The sequence below is a fragment of the Dyella kyungheensis genome, from assembly GCF_016905005.1.
GTDB lineage: Bacteria > Pseudomonadota > Gammaproteobacteria > Xanthomonadales > Rhodanobacteraceae > Dyella > Dyella kyungheensis.
The window spans coordinates 589427-608448 of sequence record NZ_JADIKC010000003.1 but is presented as its reverse complement, the minus strand read 5'-3'; the positions used below and the strand labels follow the sequence as shown (position 1 = coordinate 608448).

The window sequence follows — 19022 nt, the reverse complement described above, 5'->3', positions numbered from 1 at the left end:
GGTGGGAGGCCAGGGCCCACTCGCTTACAGTCGCCGGTGACCCACCCGCCCGCTTCGTTCACCGGAATGGCCCCCGCGGCCGTTCGCCTGGAGGATTCATGCCCATCCGCCGCACCCTGCTCGCCATCGCCACCCTCGGCGCCCTCACCGCCGCCGTCGCCCATGCGCAGACCGCGCCGCTCACGCCGGACGTGCCATCCAAGGCGTTCGTTGCCGACGCCTCGAGCTACGACTACGTCAAGCGCGACGTGATGATCCCGATGCGCGACGGCGTGAAACTGCACACGGTCATCGTGATCCCGAAGAACGCACGCAATGCGCCGATCCTGCTGACGCGCACGCCGTACGACGCCAGCGGCCGCGCCGAGCGCTTCGTCTCGCCGCACATGGACGCCACGCTGCCGCAGGGCGACGAGGTGTTCGTGCACAGCGGCTACATCCGCGTGTTCCAGGACGTGCGCGGCAAGTACGGTTCCGAGGGCGACTACGTGATGACGCGTCCGCTGCGCGGACCGCTCAATTCCAGCGAAGTGGATCATTCCACCGATGCCTACGACACCATCGACTGGCTGGTGAAGAACCTGCCCGAATCGAACGGCCGCGTGGGCATGCTCGGTTCCTCCTATGAAGGCTTCACGGTGGTGATGGCGTTGGTCCATCCGCATCCGGCGCTGAAGGTGGCCGCACCGGAAAGCCCGATGATCGACGGCTGGATGGGCGACGACTGGTTCCACTACGGCGCCTATCGCCAGACCAACTTCGACTACATCTACAGCCAGACCGCGCAGAAGGGCAAAGGCGGCAGCATGGGCCGCGCGGGTTACGACGATTACTCCAACTTCCTCAACGCCGGCTCGGCCGGCGATTACGCGCGCAGCCACGGCTTCGAGCAGTTGCCGTTCTGGCGCAAGCTCGACGAGCATCCCTCCTACGACGCCTTCTGGCAGCAACAGGCACTGGACAAGGTGATGGCTGAGCAGCCGCTCACCGTGCCCACCATGTGGCTGCAGGGCCTGTGGGACCAGGAAGATATGTGGGGCGCCATCCACACCTATGCCGCCACCGAAGGCAAGGACAAGGGCAACGACAAGAACTACCTGGTGATGGGCCCGTGGCGGCATAGCCAGGTCAACTACGACGGCCGTTCGCTGGGTCCGCTGCAATGGGATGGCGACACCTCGCTGCAGTTCCGCCGCGACGTGCTCAAGCCGTTCTTCGATCAATACCTGGTCGCGGGCGCACCCAAGGCCAACACGCCGCCGGTGCTGATCTACAACACCGGCGAGAACCACTGGGACCGCTACAAGTCCTGGCCGCTCAGCTGCGACAAGGGCTGCGCGAACAAGCCCAAGGCCTTGTACCTCGGCGGCAACGGCTCGCTCTCGTTCACTGCGCCGGCAGCGGACGCGGCGAAGTACGACGAGTATGTCTCCGATCCGTCCAAGCCCGTGCCGTACCAGCCGCGACCGGTGCATTTTGCCGATCACGATGCCTGGACGCGCTGGCTGGTCAACGATCAGCGTTTCGTGGATGGACGTCCGGACGTCCTCACCTACGTCAGCGAACCGCTGACCGCGCCGCTGCACATCGGCGGCGCCCCGCAGGTGAACCTGTATGCCTCCACCAGCGGCACCGACAGCGACTGGGTGGTGAAGCTGATCGACGTATACCCGGACACCGTGCCTTCCAATCCGGAAATGGGCGGTTACGAACTGGCCGTGTCGCTGGACATCTTCCGCGGCCGCTACCGCACCAGTTTCGAACATCCGCAGGCGCTCACGCCGGACCAGCCCCTGCTCTACAACTTCGGCCTGCCCACCACCAACCACGTGTTCCAGCCGGGTCACCGGATCATGGTGCAGGTGCAGTCGAGCCTGTTCCCGCTGTACGACCGCAACCCGCAGAAGTACGTGCCGAACATCTTCGATGCCAAGCCGGGCGATTACCAGAAGGCCACCCAGCGCGTCTGGCACACGCCGGGAACCGCCAGCTCGATCAGCTTGCCGGTGGTGCCCGGCGGCTGAGCGGCAGCACATCGCTTCGTTCCAAAGGCCGGCCTTGTGCCGGCCTTTTCTTTGCCCGTCATTCCGGCGCAGGCCGGAATCCAGGTGCGGTGCCTCGCGATTGTCGCGATGCCGTTGATTCGCTTTTTTGGACGATTCCGCCAGGAGCACAGCGTAGAGCGACGGCAGCGCTATCGCGTCAGCCAAACGCACCGCGCCTGGATTCCGGCCTACGCCGGAATGACGAGCCAGATTCCGCAGCGCCCTATCAGCAAGCAGGCTCAAACCTTTCATGAATGCCTTTTATACCAGTCACTTGCAAATTAATTAAAGCTATGATTAATTAAGAGACATGACTACCCAAGCCACTCCCCCTCGGACCGTCAAACGCCGCGCCCCCGGCCGCCCCGCCACGGACAGCCCCGACCTTCGCGCCACCCTGATCGAGGCGGCGCTCGCCTGCTTCGTGCGGGACGGCATCGCGGCCACTTCGTCGCGCAACATCGCCAAGGAGGCCGGCGTGACGCCGGCGATGCTCAACTACTACTTCGGCAGTAAGCAGGCCTTGCAGGACGCCGTGTTCGAGGAACGCCTGCTGCCTGCCGTGATGAGCCTGCGCGAACGCGTGGGCAGCACGGGCGACGACGTCATCGCCATGACGCGGCAGTTCGTGCAGGGCGTGTTGGGACTGGTCGATGCGTTCCCGTGGTTTCCCTCGCTGTGGGTGCGCGAAGTGCTGTGCGAAGGCGGCGCCCTGCGGGAACTGCTGCTGTCGCGCATCGGGCCCGAACTGCCGCAGATGCTGGCCGGCCGCTTTGCGCAGGCGCAGCAGCGAGGACAGCTCAATGCCGCGCTCGATCCGCGCCTGCTGGTGGTGTCGTTGATTGGTTTGACCTTGTTCCCGGCGGCCAGCGCACCGATCTGGCGGCAGATTTTCCAGGCCGAGCTGGGCACGGACGTGCTGGTGCGCCACGCGCTCGCCCTGCTCGGCCATGGTTTGGAGCCCGCGCATGAAAACTGACCTGCGTCTTCTCGTTGTCCTGGTGGTCGCCGCCGCGCTGCTGGCCGGCTGCCATCGCTCGTCGCCCGAAGTGCTCGGCACGGTGGAATTCGACCGCATCACCCTGCCCGCCCCGGCCGCGGAGCACATCGTGAAGATCGATGTGCGCGAAGGCCAGTACGTCCCTGCCGGCATGCGCATCATGCAGCTGGAAACCACGCGCACGCAGGCAGCGCTCGACAACGCGCGCGCCGACCTGCAACAGCAGCAACAGGCCTTGCTGGAACTGCAGCGCGGTCCGCGCGAGGAACAGATCCGCCAGGCGCGTGCCAACCTCGTCGGCGCACAGGCGCAGTCGCGCGATGCGAACGCCTACTACCAGCGGCTCTCGGCCCTGGGCAAACAGCAGTTCGTCTCCGCCGCCGATCTCGATCGCGCCAAAGCCTCGGCCGGCAACGCGGACGCGGCAGTAGCCGCCGATCGCGCCGCGCTCGACCAGTTGGTGAACGGATCGCGCGTGGAAGACATCGCGCAAGCACGCGCCGCCGTGGCGGCGGCGACGGCCAATGCGGCGTCGCGCTCCGTCGATCTGGACAAACTCGATCTGACGGCACCGCGCGATGTGCGCGTCGACAGCCTTCCCTACAAGTTGGGCGACCAGGCCCAACCCGGCACGCCGCTGGTGATCCTGCTCGCCAGCGACACGCCGTATGCACGCGTCTACGTCCCTGCCGCGCTGCGTCCGTCGATCAAGGTCGGCGACAAGGCGGTGGTCCGCCTGCACGAGGGCAAGCGGCAATTCAACGGCACCGTGCGGATGGTCCGCAGCGAACCCACCTTTACGCCGTACTACGCGTTGAACGGCGAGGACGCAACGCGCCTGAGCTATCTGGCGGAGATCGCGCTCGACACCGATGCCCGCGATCTGCCACAGGGATTCCCCGTCGCGGTGGCATTCCCGGGCAAGAGCAGCCATGACTGAGCTGGCCATCCACGTGCGGGGACTGACCAAGCGCTTCGGCGCGCTGGTCGCCGTCAACGGCGTCAATCTGGAGGTGCCGCGCGCCTGCGTATACGGTTTCCTCGGTCCTAATGGCTCGGGCAAATCGACCACCATACGCATGCTGTGCGGCTTGCTGACGCCCAGCGAAGGCGATATCGAAGTGCTGGGCTTGCGCGTTCCCGAACAGGCCGAAGCGTTGAAGCGGCGCATTGGCTACATGACGCAGAAGTTCTCGCTGTTCGACGATCTGTCGGTGCGCCAGAACCTGGAATTCCTCGCCACCGTGCAGGGCCTCTCGCGCCAGGACACACGCACGCGCGTCGACGAACTGCTGAAGCGCTACCACCTTGATGACCGGCAGGAACAACTGGCCGGCACCATGAGCGGCGGCCAGAAGCAGCGCCTGGCGCTGGCTGGCGCCATCGTGCACAAACCCGAGCTGCTGTTCCTGGACGAGCCGACCAGTGCGGTCGATCCCGAATCGCGCCGCGATTTCTGGGAGAAATTGTTCGAGCTCGCCGACGCCGGCACCACCATCCTCGTCTCCACCCACTACATGGACGAAGCCGAGCGCTGCCATCGACTGGCCTTTCTCGACAGCGGCAACCTGGTCGCCGACGGTACGCCCAAGGAACTGACCGACAAGCTGCGCGGACGCACCTTCGTGATCCGCGCGCAGTCGCCGCGGCAGGCCAAGCAGGCCCTGGACGGCCACCCCGATGTGTTGAGCGTGGCGCAGATCGGCAACGAACTGCGCGTGCTGATGCGCAAGGACAAGGTCACCGTGGACGATCTGCGCAACGCGGCAGGCCACGCCGACGATGCCATGGAGATCGAAAGCGTCAGCCCGAACCTCGAAGACGTGTTCGTGGTCGCCACGCGCAAACATGCGCAGCGCGAGGAGCAACCGGCATGAACTTCCGGCGACTGTGGGCCATCATGCTGAAGGAGTTGCGCCAGCTGCGTCGCGACCGCATCACGCTGGCCATGATCATGGGCATGCCGATCATGCAGCTGGTGCTGTTCGGCTACGCCATCAACCTCAATCTGCGCGACCTTCCTGCCGCCGTGGTCGACCAGGCGCAGACCGCCGGATCGCGCGCCGCTGTACAGGACCTGCTGGCCAGCGGCGTCATCCAGGTCGCGGCCAGCGCCCAATCGCCCCAGCAACTGGTCGACCTGCTGCGCGAGGGCCGTATCAGCGTGGGCATCGCCGTTCCGCCGGATTTCGAGCGCCGCAAGCTGGATGGGCGCGAAGCGATCCAGGTGATGGTGGACGGCAGCGACAACGTGGTGCAGTCGGCCGCCGCGCAGCTGGCCCAATACCCGCTCAACCAGCCGGACAATTTCCATGCGCGCGCGCAGACGCCGATCAGCGTGGTGAGTTTCTACAATCCCGAACGGCGTTCGCCCGTCAACATCGTGCCGGGACTGATCGGCGTCATCCTGACCATGACCATGGTGCTGTTCACCGCCGTGGCCATCGTGCGCGAGACCGAGCGCGGCAACATGGAATTGCTGATCACCACGCCGCTCAGCCGTACCGAACTGATGGTCGGCAAGGTGCTGCCGTATGCGGCGATCGGCCTGGTGCAGACGACCGTGGTGTTGTTGCTGGGCGTGTGGCTGTTCCGCGTGCCCATTCGGGGCAGCCTGTGGGACGTCTATCTCGCGTCCAGCCTGCTGATCCTGGCCAATCTCTCGCTCGGCCTGCTCATCTCGACACGGGCGCGCTCGCAGTTCCAGGCGATGCAGATGACCTTCTTCGTGTTCCTGCCATCGATCCTGCTCTCGGGTTTCATGTTTCCGTATGCGGGCATGCCCGAGCCGGCGCAGTGGATCTCCGAGGCGCTGCCGCTGACCCACTTCATGCGCCTGATCCGCGGCATCATGCTGCGCGGCGCCGACCTGGGCGATCTATGGCACGACGCGCTCGCCCTGGTGGCGTTCATCGCGATCATGCTCACGCTGGCCATTCGGCTGTTCCACAAGCGGTTGGATTGAACGGAAAAAATCCATGGCGGATTTTTGAGGACGGCGGCGGTCTTTCTTGGCTCGTCATTCCGGCGCAGGCCGGAATCCAGTTGCGACGCGCCTGGTTGGCGCGATAACGCCCCATTCGTTTGGTTGCCGCCTGTCCGATCAACACGAAGAACGAAATTGCGGTGGCGCGACAGCCAGGCGCACCGCGACTGGATTCCGGCCTGCGCCGGAATGACGAGCCAGGTGCCGCGTCGCCTCTTTCCCTGCAATAAGCGATAAGCAAAAAAGGCCCGCAAAGTGCGGGCCTTTCCAAGCGAAGAGAACACGCTTACTGCGTACAAGCCTTGCCGTGATCGCCGTGGTAACCCTTGGCCTTTGCATCGGCCTCGCTCATGTACGCACCTGCCTTGGTCTTGCCGTACCACTTGTCGCCCTGGCAGTGATAGACCTTGCTGGTGTCGTTGACCCACACCATGCCCGGGCCACCGCCCGGTGCGGCATTGGCCGGCGGTTGCGGACCGGCGGCCTTGGCACTGGCAGCCGGTGCGGCGGCGGCGCTCTTGGGCGCGGCCATCGCGTTACCGGCAGGCGCAGCGGCGGCGGCGGGAGCGGCTGCGGCGGCCGGTGTGGCGGCAGGCGCCGCGGTGTACCACTCCTTGACGCCTTGATGGCCGGAGCACGCACCCTTCTTGGTGGCGTGATTGGTGTAGCTGCCGTCCTTGCACTGACCGGTCGAGCCGGCCGGTGCGGCGGACTGCTGTGCATAGACGGCCGGTCCGGCCAGCAGGCCTGCAAGCAGGACTGCGATCAAGCCATACGATTTCATGTCGATCTCCCGTGCTGTGTGTCTTCCCCGTGGGAACCGTCCGCTGCGGCGGAACGTTTCCCTTTGCGCCGATCGCAACGCGCCGACGCATGCGCCCACACTATGCGCCTGCCTGATGACGGCGCATCACGCTCCCGCAACAGCCGTTTATCTGGCGTGATGCGACTTCGCAATTTCGTACGACGAAGGACCGCATCGCGCGCATGCCGGCGATGCGGTCCCCGATCGTCAGTGGTTGATCACCAGATCGGCGATGACGCCGGTGGCCACGGCTACCAGCAGGAAATCGCCGGTATCGCTGCGCACCCAAACGTGTTCCGGCGGCGGCGGCGCGAGGTGATAGGCGTGGTAGTCCACGTAGTAGCGACGATCGTGGTAGTACTCCTCGGGCACACGCCCGCCACGGTGGTACCAGCCCTCGTGATTGCCGCGGTCATGCACGATCACATAGTCGTGATGGTCGCGATCATGGCCCTGATCGTGATGATCGTCGCGATGGCCCTGGTCGTGGTCGTGGCGGTCCTGATCGTGGTGGTCGTCGTACTGAAACGGTGCGGCGGCAACGGTGGATGAAGCCATCACGGCGCCGAGCATCAGTGCGAACAAGGTCTTCTTCATGCGAACTCTCCAAGGGGTCATGCCGTGGTCTGGCGCGCCCCCTGGCGCACGTTTCCACGACGGCGCCATGATGTGATTCGCAACGATGCACGATGAGTGAATTCGCTCGCAAAACGATGCGCTTGTGCTGCGCAAGTTCATGCGTTGAATTGGCGTTTGGTTTGGCTGATGCGACGCAACAGCTGCCGGTAAAAGCCATCCATGGCCAGCCCCTGTTCCACTTCCTGCGTTGCAAGGGTTCATCCAAACGCGTTGGCTCAATGCAGCGCCCGGCTACTCAGGCGTTGCTTGAGCGGCGAGGCATCGAGCAGCAGCAGCGTGCGCTGATCGGACAGTTCCACCACCTCGCGCATGTCGTTGCGCAGCGGCAGCTCGATCTGATGGCGCAATATCGCGGGCACGCCGATCTTGTCGCCCGCATCGATGGTCACGATGTTCTCGATGGCGTCGACGATCAAGCCGAACTGTTCCTCGTCGTTTTCCACCACCAGTACCTTCGCGCCGGGAAGGTCGGCATAGCCTTTCATGCCGTAGAGCGCGCGCAGGTCGATGATGGTGATCAGCTTGCGCCGCAGGTTGAGGATGCCGCGCACATGCGCCGGGGCACCGGGCGGCTGCATCACCTCGTGCGGAAAATCGATCACTTCGCGCAGCTGGTCGATGCGCATGCCCATCAGCTGGTCGAGCTTGAAGGTGACATAGGTCTCACGCACGCCACGACGGCGCTGTCCGCGATCCGCCTCGGACTCCAGCGTGTACAGCGCGCGATGTCCCTGGGTGAGTTCGCTCACGATGGCATCGCTGAGCAAGGCCGCTTCGTTGACGAGGATGATGTCGGGCATGCCGGCGCGGCTGATGCAGCCGGTGAACAGTGGTGGCCGGTCCGGATGGAACGATGGGATCGCCAGCAGTTCCTCGTCCCGATAGCTGACGATGCTTTCCACGTCGTCCACCAGCAGGCCGAAGTCCATCTCCTGCTGGCGGATGACCACGATGCGCCGTGGATCCTCGAAATCGGCGGCGGCCGTGGTGGCGGAAGCCTCACAGGGCAAACCCAGGAAACGGGCGAAGTCCAGCACCGGCACGGTGTTGCCGCGCAGGTTGAGCATGCCCAGGCAAAGCTCACTGGCGAGCACCGACTTGAGCAGCTCGGGCACGCGGATGATCTCGTGGATGGCGCCCATCGGCAGCGCCAGGCGCGTGTCGCTGACGCGGAACGACACGCCCTGGCGGCGCTGTCCCTGCGCGGCACGCTGCCGGCCCGATTCGTTCGCGTCGACCTTGGGGATCGGCATGTCGTGCAGGTGCTGCAACGCGTCCACGCTCAGTATCTGCAGGATGCGGTTGCCGCCGTCGAGCTTGAGCGCACCACCGATCATCGCGCTGCCGTCGCCTTCGCTGAAGCTCACTTTCTGCTCAGGCTGCACGCGCAGGATTTCGCCGGTGGCGTCGAACAGCAATCCGATACGCCCCTGGCGGAATTCTACGATGGCGATCTTGGACGCCTCGCGCGCGCCGCCGTCGGGCAGCTGCAGCAATTGCCCCAGGTGCACGATGGGAATCAGGCGGCCGCGCAGATTGAACAGGCCCAGCAGATAGCTCGGCGCCAACGGCACCTGGGTGATCGCGGCGGGATAGTTCACCACCTCCTGCACAGCCGTCACCGGCAGCACGAGTTCGGTGTCGCCCAGGTGGAACGAGCCGAACAATTCGGCGCCATCCTGGCGGGCCGGCGTAGCGATGGGAGATGCCATGAGGTTGCTCCGGTTCACGTGCTGCGGCCAATCGTCTTGACCACGAATTGATGTTGCGCGCAGTCGATCACCAGCTGGCGGCCGCTCTCGCCGCCTACGTCGACATGCACGAGCTTGATCCGGGTCTGCGCGAGCAACTGCTGCGCCATGCGCGCGTTCTGCTCGCCGATCAGCCCATGCCGAGGTGGCGTGGCGTGCTGCACCATGCAGGCGCCGCCAGCGATCACGGCTTCCACTTCATCCTGTCGTGCGCGCTCAAGGCCCATCATCGAGAACAGCGTGGGCACCGCATCGGTCACGTACTTCGCTCCCTCGCCCGCCGGCGCCTGCGGCGGCTCGGGCAGGAGACAGTGCGCCATCGCATAGAGCCCGCGCTTTCGCCAAAGCAGACCGATGCCGACGCAGGAGCCGAGAATCGCGCGCAGCACGTCGTTGCCGCTGCCGAGCTTCACTTCGCACATGCGCACCTGGATATCGTTGCCGTCAGGCATGCATGCGTTCCTGGCGGCGGTAGATCAGCGGCTGCTCGAAATCGAAACCCACGTTGAGCCGGGTCAGCGATTCCGATTCGCCGATGATCAGCACGCTGTTCGGCGACATTGCGCGCCGCACGTTCTCCAGCACGCCGCACTGCCCTGGCTCATCGAAATAGATCAGCACGTTGCGCAGCAAGGTGATGTCGAAACGCAGGGCGCCATCGAGCCGCTTGTGCAGGTGATGTTCGCGGAACACCACGTGCGAGCGCAGCGCGGGCGACACCGTGTAGCCGTCCTCGCCGGCCTGGAAATACTTGGCCAGCCACGCCGGCTTGGAACGCTTCAGGCCGTCGATGCTCTTGCCTTGGTAGTGTCCCGCCTTGCCCACCGCCAGCACCTGGCTGGCGATGTCGGTGGCGAGGATCTGGTACTTGAACGCCGGATGATGCTCGCGGAATTCCTCGCACATCATCGCCATGGAATACGCTTCCTCGCCGGTGGAAGCCGCCGCCGACCACAGCTGCAAGGTGGCGCCCCGGTGCTGCCGGAACCACTCTGGCAGCAGTTGCTGCCAGAGATGGTCCCAGATGCGCGGCGTGCGGAAGAACGAGGTCTCGTTGGTGGTCACCAGGTTGATGAAGGCGCCCACTTCGTCCGGCTGCGCCTCCAATACCGCGAGATAATCGCGATAGCGGCTGAGTGCCAGCGTCTGCAGGCGACGGCGCAGCCGCCCCTGCAGCAAGGTCCACTTGCGCTCCGCCATATGGATGCCGGTATGGCGGTGCACCTTGTCCAGCAAGGCACGCTGGGTGGCCAGGTCGATCTCGTTCTCGATATCCATCGTCGACGGCCCTCAGACCACGAAGCGCTGGACGGTCCGGTTCAACTCGTCGGCACCATGCGTCAATGCCGTGGTGGAGCGGGCGATGGTGTCGCAGGCCGCGGCCGATTTCTCGGTCTCTTCGGCCACCTGCTGGATCGCCGCGCTCACTTCGCGCGCCGCCACCAGTTGCTCGTCCGCACCGCAGGAGATCTCGGAGATCGCCTGGGTGGTGCGGCCCACGCCGGCCACGATCTTCTCGAACGCTTCGCCCGCCTGCTTGGAGATGTCGCTGCCCTGCGCCACGCGCTTGGTCGATTCGTTGATGAGCTTGGAGATCTCCTTGGTGGCCTGCGAGGAACGCTCCGCCAGCTTGCGCACTTCGTCCGCCACCACCGAAAAGCCCAGGCCGTGCTCGCCCGCACGCGCCGCCTCGATGGCCGCGTTGAAGGCCAGCAGGTTGGTCTGGCTGGCGATCTCGCCGATCACCTTGATGATCTCGCTGATGTCTTCGGACGACTTGTTGATCAGGTCCATCGCCTCGATCGAACGCGCGATGGCCTTGGCGCCGCGTTCGGCTTCCTGGTGCGTGTCCTTGGCGAGCTGGTCGGCGCTGCGCGAGTTGTTCGCGATGGAGTTGATCGAGGCGGTGAGTTCCTCGATCGAGGCATTCATCTCTTCCACCGTGGCGCCCAGCAGTTGCGCGCCGCTGGCCACGCCGCTGGCGCGACCGGCGATCTCCTGCGAACTGCCGGAGAAGCCGCTGGCCGAATCGACCACCTTGCCGATGACGCTGCGCAGGTCGCTCATCATCTGCTGGATACCGTCGGCCAGCTGGTCGATGGGATCGCTGCCTTCGACGCGCACTTCGCCGGTGAGGTCGCCTTCCGCGGCCAGACGCACGGTCTTGAGCAGGGCTTCGACCTTGCGCTGGTCTTCGGCGGCGCGACGCTTCACGCTTTCTTCCAGTTCGACCTGGGCGGTGACGTCGGTGGCGAACTTGACCACTTTGTGCAAACGGCCGTTGCCGTCGTAGATCGGGTTGTAGGTGGCCTGGATCCAGATCGGCCGGCCGCCCTTGCCCAGCCGCATGTAGCGACCGGCGTCGAATTCGCCGCGATTGAGCTTGGCCCAGAAATCGGCATACGCCTGGCTGGCCGTGTAGCTTTCTTCGCAGAACAAGCGGTGGTGGCGACCCTGGATTTCCTCCAGCTGGTAGCCCATCGCCTTGAGGAAATTGTCGTTCGCATGCAGCACGTGGCCGGCGAGGTCGAATTCGATCATCGCCTGCGCCTTGTCGATGGCGTTGACCTTGCCCTCGAACTCCGCCTTCTGCTGGCGGCTGGCGGTGACGTCGGTGGCGAACTTCACCACTTTGTACGGCTTGCCGTTCTCGTCGAACACGGGGTTGTAGGACGCGTTGATCCACACCTCGCGCCCATCGCCGCCGATGCGCTTGTATTCGCCGCGGTCGAGCACGCCCTTGGCCAGGTTTTCCCAGAACTTCTTGTACTGCGCGCTGGCCGCATACGCGGGCTCGCAGAAGATGCGATGGTGCTGGCCGCGAATCTCCTCCAGCGTGTATCCCATCGCGTTGAGGAAGTTGTCGTTCGCGTGGAGGATCTTGCCCTTGAGGTCGAACTCGATCACCGCCTGGACGCGGTTGAGTGCCTCGTTGACGGCCCTGAGCTCGTGCGGCACGAGCTGCAATTCCGGTGTCTCTTTTCCCATCGCCCCTCTCCCTCGTTAATGAGAACGCATCGGTTACGGACGGGAGAGGATGTGGCGAGTTCGCGGCGCCCCTTGCGGCGCCGCGGACTCCGTTGCCGCACGATCCGAAGGCATGCGTCGACCGTCCAGCGCGCCTTGGCTGGCTATCGTGGACTGCCTTCGTCAGTACTCCCCCGCGTATGAGGTATCGGCGCTGGGAGAATCGTCTTTAGGCCTAAAAAGCCGTGGAATTTCCGTGATTTTCGCGCACTTCGTGAGACTGGCCGATTCCTTGGAAAATAGATCGAGGCAATGTGACGGACGTCTCAAAAAGTCACGCCCATTGCCTCGTCCATCGCCAACGGCCTATCACCTATGGCCGATGGGCTGCTTGCCGGTGATCAGGGCGCCGCAGCCTGTTTGAGCGTCGACTGCGGCCGCGCCACCGCATACATGTCCCAGGCGATCTGCTTGAGCAGGCCATTGCGATCGGTGCCGACGACGTACAGATCGAAATGCGTCTTGCCGGGCAGGAAGCGGATGTCGGAACGCGCGTGCAGGCCGTCCAGCACGGCTTTCAGGCGATGCGCGGGACCGTCGAGATAGAACGTGTCCGCACCGCCGACGTAGACGTGGATCTTGCCGTCCAGGTCCGGCTTCAGCTGCGGCCACTGGGCCTGCAGGCGACGGGCGATGTCGTAGTGCTCGCCCCAGTAGGCCACCACGCTGGCATCCACGTCGCCGGTATCGCGGTCGAACAGCGGCAGCGGACGGCCATCGACGCCGCGTGGCGAGAACACCCACTCGAACGACGCCATCTGCCCGCCGTAGCTGCCGAACACGCGTTCCAGCTTCGCGTACTGCTCATAGGTGGCGATCACCTTGCCGTTGTCGCGAATCAGCGGGTACGCGGTGCCGTCGGGCTTGCGATAGACGTTGGCGTGCGGCGCATACAGATCCACGCCGGTGAAGTCGTGGAAGTCGCTCGGGTCGGGCGAGGTGGACCAGGTGCCGCCGAACATCTTCGGGTAGCGCGTCTGCAGCCACAGCGTGGCCCAGCCACCGGAGGAATGGCCGTTGAGGAAACGGCCGCTGGCCTTGGCGTCCATGCGGAAGCTCGATTCCAGCTGCGGGATCAGTTCCTCGGTCAGCGCCTTGCCCCAGGGTCCGTTGTTGACCGAATCGACGAACTCGTGCGTGCCGGTAGGCAGCGATTCGTCCAGCAACACCCAGATCATCGGCGGCATCTGCCCCTTGGACATCGCCTGCCAGAGATTGGTGGCGACACCCGCAAAGCGATTCATGCCGCCGCCGAAGCCGTGCGTGTAGTACACCACCGGATAGGTGGCGCTGCCCTTGGCGTCGTAACCCGGCGGCAGCACCACCCTGGCGCGCATATGGATCGGCCGCCCCCAGAACGCGGTGAGTGCGGGACTGACGAAATCGATGTCCTGGGTGTGCTTGCGTGCCTCGGGCACCAGATCGCGCAAGGCCGGGTTGATCATGCTCCACGCGTCGATCGCAGGCAGCTGCGTGGCCAGCTTCAGCGGCGGCAGACCGGTGGCCGGCAGGTGCAGCTTGACCACCTCGCTGACCAGATCGCCCTCGCCGCGAGCGCTGTAGTTGTAGCTGTGGTTGGTGTCGAGCACGGCCTGCACGTAGTAGTCGCCCGCGGGCAGCTGGCTGAATGCGGCGGGATAAGCCTGCTGGTCGGCATCGATGTCGATGCCCTGCCCCGCCACCAGGCGGTTCACTTCGCGCGCCGCCACGTTCACCTTGTCGGGCGCGAGCGGATCGAGATCCACCTGCTCCACCTTGCCGTTCTTCGAGCCAGCCTCGGCGTCCTTGGCCGGTTCGGCGAAGACCAGCAGGCGGCCGGACGCCACCTCCGTGCCGGGAACCGCCAGGTCCACATGGAAACGCTGCGCCACACCGGCCTGTTCGGCGCTGGCGCAAGTGGTGGCAGCCAGTCCCAGGCACAACAGGACGGCAAGCTTCAATCGATGTGACCGCATGATCCACTCCACGATGGGGTTTTCCCCTTTGAACGAACCTTCGGGGGAACGGCCGACAAAGTCCATCACCCCGTCCCCGCCTGCTTCGATCAGCGGATGCGCTCACCGGTGCCATACGGCGGCTTGTCCTGCTGCCTGATCCAGTCCGCCAGCAGGCGGAAATAATCATTGGTGATACGCGTGACCTGGCGACTGCCATCCGGCTTCTGCACGAATTCGTACATGCCGTGATCGGTATGCGGGAAGACGTAGAGATCGATCGGCTTGCCTTCGTGTTTCAACGCAACCAGACGCTCGCGCGTCACGCTGCCAGGCGCATCGCGATCGTCACCGGCCAACACCCACAGCTGGGGCACGCCCAGTGTGCGAATGGCGCTGATCGCATCGTAATGCCAGATTATGTTGAGGCTGTCGTGGCGGGGAGCGCCGGTGCGGCGCAGGTCGGCTTCGTCCTCGGCCAACAGTTCGCCGGTGTACTCGCCTTCGATGGTATGCAGCCACGGTTCCTTGGCAAACTTGCGCTTCACCGCCTCCAGCTGGTCGTAGCCGGCGGTGAAGTGCGACGCCATCACCGCCCCGGTGGCATCGGTGACTTCGCGTGCCTTGGCGATGGCCGCGGCGTCATAGCCCTTCTCCTGCATCTCCAGCACGACCTGCTGCTGGTCTTCCTCCAGCGGTGTCATCACCAGGCCAAAACCCACGGCCACGTAGTCGGCATGCGCCAGCGCCGCCGCGCGCGGCGCCACCCAGCCACCCTGGCTGCCGCCGAAGAAACCGGCGCGAGAATACCGGCCTGCGTCGAGCCTGCGCGCTTCATCCAGCGCGGCAGCGGCGTCGTCGGCCAGCAGTTCGAAGTTCTGCGTGTAATCGCCTTCGGAAGCACCGGTGCCGCGTTTGTCGTAAGCGAACACGGCCAAGCCTTCGGCGGCGAACACATAGGGGTAGTAGCCGCCGATGCCCGGCGTCTTCTCCGAACCGTGCACGAACACCACCAGCGGAGGTTTGCCGTTGGACTGCGCCGGTTCGATCAGCACACCCGCCAGCTCGGTTCCATGACTCTTGAACCGCGTCGGCGTTTCGCGCAGGGGCACTTTGGGCTGCGCCGCATAACCGCCGTCGGCTTGGCGCACGCTCACTACGCCCTTGTCGCAGTGCACGAGCCCGTCGCTGCCATTGACGTCGTCGCGACGACCATCAAGAAACGTATAGCGTTCCGGTGCATCGGCACCGCTGGAGGTGGGATTGGAAATCACCACCGGCGGCTTGCCGGGCTCGCCGTACATACCGTATGCGCACGAAGGCGGCGCGGCGAACGCGACGCCTGCAAACGAAAAGCACAGCAGGCTTGCAACGAAACGTTTCATGCAACAGGAACTCCATCGCGGGGACGCCACCACTATAGGCGGCGTCCCGCACGCACCACCCCTGCTATTGGTCAGGGCGTGCCGGAGGTCGTGGTCTTGGCCGGCGACAGGCGCAGATCCTGGAAGTCGAAGCTGAAATCGGTGAGCGGCGAGACGGGCTGCATGCGCACCTCGCGAACCTTGCCGTCGGCATCCAGCGCGTAGTTCACGAACGCATCGGCGTTGAGCGCGCGATCGTCCCAGCGCACGATGAAGGTGTCGTGCTGCCACGGCGTCATCGTGCCCACCAGCTGCGCGGTCTTGGAGAAGCGCATGCGCAGCTTGCCGTTCTGCTGGCTCACCACGATGTCGCCGTACCACGGGTCCTTGAAGGTGCCCGCGTAACCCGACAGCGGCAGCGACGGCTTGCCGTTCTTGTCGCGCGCCTTCTCGTGCGTCTTCCAGCTGTCGTCGGCGTTGCCTTCGGACTTCTTCACCGCGGCGGCGTAAGCGGCCAGCCAATCCTTCTTGTCCTTGCCCAGATAGGCATCGAGCACGCGATAGGTCACCGCGTTGAATGCAGCGCCCGATTCCTGGCTGGTCAACACCACCACGCCGAGCTTGAGTTCCGGCACCAGCGTGATGCGCGAGACCATGCCGGGCCAACCGCCGGTGTGCCATACCAGGCGCGCGCCCTGGTAATCGGAGAGGAACCAGCCTTCGCCGTAGCCGGCGAAATTCGGACGCGCGGCCTGCAGCTCCGGCACCGGCGGCTCGGAGATCTTCATCGGCGTGAGCATCGACCACATCTGCTTCTGGCTGTCTTCGGAGAACAGGGCCTTGCCGTCCGGCAGTTTGCCGCCGGCGAGTTGCACGTTCATCCACTTGGCCAGATCGTGCACGCTGGCGTAGATGCCGCCGGCACCCGAATTGTTCGACCAGGCCATCGGCGGCACCGGCTTCAACTCGGTGAAGTTGAACTTGGCGTGGCCCATCGCCACGTCCATGCCCGGCTTGAGCTGGCTCATGTCGATCAGCGATTCGTCCATGCCCACCGGCTTGAAGATGCGCTGGGTGATGAAGTCGGCGTAGCTCTGGCCGGACACCTGCTCGATCACCAGCGTGGCCACGGCGAACAGGATGTTGTCGTAGGCATAGGCGCTGCGGAAGCTGGTGGCCAGCGGCACGTTGCGCAGGTGCTGCACCACTTCCTTGGTGGAATACGAGGTGGGCGGCCAGTACAACAGGTCGCCCGCGCCCAGGCCCAGGCCACTGCGATGCGCCAGCAGGTCGCGGACGCGCATTTCGCGCGTCACATACGGGTCGGACATCTGGAACCACGGCAGATGATCGATCACGCGATCATCCATGTTGAGCTTGCCTTCCTCCGCCAGCATCTGCAGTGCCGCCGCGGTGAACGCCTTGGTGTTGGAGGCGATGGCGAAGCGCGTGCGCGCATCCACCGCTTCGGGCTTGCCCAGTTCGCGCACGCCGTAGCCCTGTTCCAGCACCACCTGTCCATCCTTCACGATGGCCACGGCAATGCCCGGCACATCGAACTGCTTGCGCACGGCATCGACGTAGGCGGTGAAGTCCTGCAGCTGGGCCGGCAAGGCCGGCGCGCTGGTGGCGACGGCAGGCGTTGCGGCCGTCGCGGGCGCGGTCTGGGCCCAGGCCGGTGCCGTCAGCGCCAGCAGCGCAACACAGCCCACCAGGCGCGGGGAAAGGGTTCGCAGGAACATTCGGCAACTCCGCCACGGCAAAGCGCATCACTATCGCGGCAAAGGGCTTCCTGATCCAGCACTGAAAGTCATGTTGGCCGCTATCTCGACGCGACGGGCCGCGACCCGGATCATGCACGGCTGTATCGAGGAGTCTGCATGAACGAACTGGTCGAATGGATCGCCACCCACGCCTTGCCGATCTGGGCGCTGCTGTTGGTGGCCGCCCTGCTGGTGGGCGACCGGGCATGGCAATGGAACCGCCAGCACGGCCAGGCCACCCTCGCCGCCGGCCGCCAGCCGACCGCCCTGCGCGGCATCACGGCGCTGCTCATGCTGGTCTGCCTATGCCTGCTGTTTGCGGCGATCGCGCTGGCCTTGAAGGAAGAAGCGCTGCGCTGGCTGCCCTCGTTCGATGAAACGCTGGCCGAGGATCTGCGCGCGAGCCTGCAGCCGGGCGTGCTGCGGCTGGTGGCGGCGGTGTCGCACCTGGGCGACCTCGGTTCGGTCGCCGTTGTCACGGTGGTGGTGCTGGCCGTGCTGCTGTTCCAGCGCCGCCTGCAGCTCGCCACCTGCTGGACCGTCGCGATGGCGGGCGTGGTGCCCATCAACAGCGGCCTGAAGGCCGTGTTCGAACGGCCGCGCCCGTTGCACAACCATGGCTTCATCGTCGAGCACGGCTGGAGCTTTCCCAGCGGCCACGCGTTCGGCGCCATCGTGTTCTACGGCATGCTCGCCTATGTGCTGCTGCGCGTGCTGCCGCACCGCTGGCATCGCTGGGTGATTGCCGGCGCGGTGGCCATGATCGGCGTGATCGGCCTGAGCCGCATCGTGCTGCAAGTGCATTATTTCAGCGATGTGGTGGCTGGTTATATCAGCGGATCGGCATGGCTGGTGGTGTGTATTGCCGGTGCGGAGTGGTGGCGGATGCGGCGTTCGCCGTAACGCCCCCTGACACCTCACCCTTGTGGGAGCGCACTTGTGCGCGACTGCCACGTCAAATCCCGCCTCTTTGATCGGTTATCGCAAGACCTGTCGCGCACAAGTGCGCTCCCACAGAGAGGCATCAGCCATCGGGTGGCGCTGCGATAACACCTCACCCTTGTGGGAGCGCACCCTGTGCGCGACTGCCACGTCTGATCTCGCCTCTTTGATCGGTTATCGCGAGGCCCGTCACGCACAGGGTGCGCTCCCACAGGGACAGGTCACCGTCAATTCGGGGAATAGAGCTTGCGCTGCAGCAGCTGCCTCGAGGCATCGTCGGGCGCGCCCAGCCAGATGAAATCATCGTTGGCCGGATCGTTGCTGTCGGCATTGTTCAAGGCCGCGGGTTTGCGGCGCGCGAACAGGCCGGACATGGCGTGGGTGTTTTCGTCGTAGAGGATGAGGATGCGTTCGGACGGGCAATCGTGCGGCTTGCACGCTTCGGCCAGCATCTGGGTATGGCCGTCGATCACCACTTGCTGCGCCGGCGTCGCCACCCCGCCCTGGCTGGCCCATGCCGGCAACTGCTCGGCACCCGACAAGGCCGCAAACGCCGTGGAGAAATCCGGGCGTTGCATCAAGTCGTAGAGATAGGTCAGCCCACCGGGCGAACTGGCACCGCTGCTGACGGCCAGCGTCGGCGCCGACGTCGCGGCAGACGGCGCGGCCGTTGCAGCCGCCTGCGGCTCATGCTGATCCGAGCAAGCCACGCAAGCGGCCAGCAAACCCAGCGTGACGATCGAACGGTAGTCCATGACGGGTCTCC

General features: G+C 65.1%; 17 protein-coding genes. 7 read left to right on the top strand and 10 right to left on the bottom strand.

All coding sequences use genetic code 11. From position 1 onward, the window contains the following. The first annotated feature begins 98 nt into the window (after positions 1 to 98). Genes ISP20_RS07385 through ISP20_RS07360 form a run of 6 tightly spaced genes read left to right on the top strand, consistent with a single transcriptional unit; the run spans position 99 to position 6010 of the window. Entirely contained in the window at positions 99 to 2024 is a 1926-nt protein-coding gene (locus ISP20_RS07385) for a CocE/NonD family hydrolase (protein ID WP_204635410.1), read from the top strand. A gap of 36 nt (positions 2025 to 2060) precedes the next feature. Next, complete coding sequence (locus ISP20_RS07380) at positions 2061 to 2330, top strand: hypothetical protein (RefSeq protein ID WP_204635409.1); 270 nt, start codon at positions 2061 to 2063, stop codon at positions 2328 to 2330. Positions 2331 to 2355: 25 nt separating this feature from the next. Next, entirely contained in the window at positions 2356 to 3024 is a 669-nt protein-coding gene (locus ISP20_RS07375; protein WP_204635408.1) for a TetR/AcrR family transcriptional regulator, read from the top strand. Next, a complete protein-coding gene (locus tag ISP20_RS07370) occupies positions 3014 to 3985 on the top strand; it encodes an HlyD family secretion protein (protein WP_204635407.1) in 972 nt (323 codons plus the stop codon). Before ISP20_RS07375 ends, ISP20_RS07370 begins: the two co-directional genes overlap by 11 nt. 7 nt (positions 3986 to 3992) lie before the next feature. Continuing rightward, the gene (locus tag ISP20_RS07365) at positions 3993 to 4922 is read left to right on the top strand and encodes an ATP-binding cassette domain-containing protein (protein ID WP_204635904.1); all 930 of its coding nucleotides are present in this window, start codon (positions 3993 to 3995) and stop codon (positions 4920 to 4922) included. Next, positions 4919 to 6010: an ABC transporter permease gene (locus tag ISP20_RS07360; RefSeq protein ID WP_204635406.1), complete on the top strand. Its 1092-nt coding sequence runs from the start codon at positions 4919 to 4921 to the stop codon at positions 6008 to 6010. The genes ISP20_RS07365 and ISP20_RS07360 overlap by 4 nt, the downstream gene beginning before the upstream one ends. A 307-nt stretch (positions 6011 to 6317) precedes the next feature. On the opposite strand, the gene ISP20_RS07355 is transcribed toward ISP20_RS07360, so the two are convergent. From ISP20_RS07355 to ISP20_RS07315, 9 genes are all read right to left on the bottom strand, one after another. Further along, on the bottom strand, positions 6318 to 6815 hold the full coding sequence (locus tag ISP20_RS07355) for a DUF3761 domain-containing protein (RefSeq protein WP_204635405.1): 498 nt from the start codon (positions 6813 to 6815) through the stop codon (positions 6318 to 6320). A 228-nt stretch (positions 6816 to 7043) separates the two neighbouring features. Beyond that, positions 7044 to 7433 (bottom strand): RcnB family protein, encoded by a 390-nt coding sequence (locus ISP20_RS07350; RefSeq protein ID WP_204635404.1) that lies wholly within the window; start codon positions 7431 to 7433, stop codon positions 7044 to 7046. A 257-nt stretch (positions 7434 to 7690) separates the two neighbouring features. Then, a complete protein-coding gene (locus ISP20_RS07345) occupies positions 7691 to 9187 on the bottom strand; it encodes a chemotaxis protein CheW (RefSeq protein WP_204635403.1) in 1497 nt (498 codons plus the stop codon). 14 nt (positions 9188 to 9201) lie between these two features. Then, entirely contained in the window at positions 9202 to 9678 is a 477-nt protein-coding gene (locus ISP20_RS07340) for a chemotaxis protein CheD (RefSeq protein ID WP_204635402.1), read from the bottom strand. After that, on the bottom strand, positions 9671 to 10504 hold the full coding sequence (locus ISP20_RS07335) for a CheR family methyltransferase (RefSeq protein WP_204635401.1): 834 nt from the start codon (positions 10502 to 10504) through the stop codon (positions 9671 to 9673). The genes ISP20_RS07340 and ISP20_RS07335 overlap by 8 nt, the downstream gene beginning before the upstream one ends. A 12-nt stretch (positions 10505 to 10516) precedes the next feature. Beyond that, positions 10517 to 12214 (bottom strand): methyl-accepting chemotaxis protein, encoded by a 1698-nt coding sequence (locus tag ISP20_RS07330; RefSeq protein ID WP_204635400.1) that lies wholly within the window; start codon positions 12212 to 12214, stop codon positions 10517 to 10519. A gap of 380 nt (positions 12215 to 12594) precedes the next feature. Next, positions 12595 to 14208: an alpha/beta hydrolase gene (locus ISP20_RS07325; protein ID WP_204635399.1), complete on the bottom strand. Its 1614-nt coding sequence runs from the start codon at positions 14206 to 14208 to the stop codon at positions 12595 to 12597. A gap of 89 nt (positions 14209 to 14297) precedes the next feature. Continuing rightward, positions 14298 to 15572: an alpha/beta hydrolase family protein gene (locus tag ISP20_RS07320; protein WP_204635398.1), complete on the bottom strand. Its 1275-nt coding sequence runs from the start codon at positions 15570 to 15572 to the stop codon at positions 14298 to 14300. Between the two features lie 71 nt (positions 15573 to 15643). After that, the gene (locus tag ISP20_RS07315; RefSeq protein ID WP_204635397.1) at positions 15644 to 17293 is read right to left on the bottom strand and encodes a serine hydrolase; all 1650 of its coding nucleotides are present in this window, start codon (positions 17291 to 17293) and stop codon (positions 15644 to 15646) included. A 138-nt stretch (positions 17294 to 17431) separates the two neighbouring features. Between ISP20_RS07315 and ISP20_RS07310 the strand changes: the two genes are divergently transcribed. After that, entirely contained in the window at positions 17432 to 18217 is a 786-nt protein-coding gene (locus tag ISP20_RS07310) for a phosphatase PAP2 family protein (RefSeq protein WP_204635396.1), read from the top strand. A 266-nt stretch (positions 18218 to 18483) separates the two neighbouring features. Here the strand turns inward: ISP20_RS07310 and ISP20_RS07305 are convergent, their stop codons facing one another. Beyond that, complete coding sequence (locus tag ISP20_RS07305; protein ID WP_204635395.1) at positions 18484 to 19011, bottom strand: Ivy family c-type lysozyme inhibitor; 528 nt, start codon at positions 19009 to 19011, stop codon at positions 18484 to 18486. Positions 19012 to 19022 lie beyond the last annotated feature (11 nt).

What these genes read in the sequence shown, in the direction of transcription:
- ISP20_RS07330 (WP_204635400.1), bottom strand. Translation starts at nt 12,214, where the DNA reads ATGGGAAAAGAGACACCGGAATTGCAGCTCGTGCCGCACGAGCTCAGG.
- ISP20_RS07310 (WP_204635396.1), top strand. Translation starts at nt 17,432, where the DNA reads ATGAACGAACTGGTCGAATGGATCGCCACCCACGCCTTGCCGATCTGG.
- ISP20_RS07320 (WP_204635398.1), bottom strand. Translation starts at nt 15,572, where the DNA reads ATGAAACGTTTCGTTGCAAGCCTGCTGTGCTTTTCGTTTGCAGGCGTC.
- ISP20_RS07340 (WP_204635402.1), bottom strand. Translation starts at nt 9,678, where the DNA reads ATGCCTGACGGCAACGATATCCAGGTGCGCATGTGCGAAGTGAAGCTC.
- ISP20_RS07315 (WP_204635397.1), bottom strand. Translation starts at nt 17,293, where the DNA reads ATGTTCCTGCGAACCCTTTCCCCGCGCCTGGTGGGCTGTGTTGCGCTG.
- ISP20_RS07370 (WP_204635407.1), top strand. Translation starts at nt 3,014, where the DNA reads ATGAAAACTGACCTGCGTCTTCTCGTTGTCCTGGTGGTCGCCGCCGCG.
- ISP20_RS07375 (WP_204635408.1), top strand. Translation starts at nt 2,356, where the DNA reads ATGACTACCCAAGCCACTCCCCCTCGGACCGTCAAACGCCGCGCCCCC.
- ISP20_RS07350 (WP_204635404.1), bottom strand. Translation starts at nt 7,433, where the DNA reads ATGAAGAAGACCTTGTTCGCACTGATGCTCGGCGCCGTGATGGCTTCA.
- ISP20_RS07355 (WP_204635405.1), bottom strand. Translation starts at nt 6,815, where the DNA reads ATGAAATCGTATGGCTTGATCGCAGTCCTGCTTGCAGGCCTGCTGGCC.
- ISP20_RS07305 (WP_204635395.1), bottom strand. Translation starts at nt 19,011, where the DNA reads ATGGACTACCGTTCGATCGTCACGCTGGGTTTGCTGGCCGCTTGCGTG.
- ISP20_RS07335 (WP_204635401.1), bottom strand. Translation starts at nt 10,504, where the DNA reads ATGGATATCGAGAACGAGATCGACCTGGCCACCCAGCGTGCCTTGCTG.
- ISP20_RS07385 (WP_204635410.1), top strand. Translation starts at nt 99, where the DNA reads ATGCCCATCCGCCGCACCCTGCTCGCCATCGCCACCCTCGGCGCCCTC.
- ISP20_RS07345 (WP_204635403.1), bottom strand. Translation starts at nt 9,187, where the DNA reads ATGGCATCTCCCATCGCTACGCCGGCCCGCCAGGATGGCGCCGAATTG.
- ISP20_RS07360 (WP_204635406.1), top strand. Translation starts at nt 4,919, where the DNA reads ATGAACTTCCGGCGACTGTGGGCCATCATGCTGAAGGAGTTGCGCCAG.
- ISP20_RS07325 (WP_204635399.1), bottom strand. Translation starts at nt 14,208, where the DNA reads ATGCGGTCACATCGATTGAAGCTTGCCGTCCTGTTGTGCCTGGGACTG.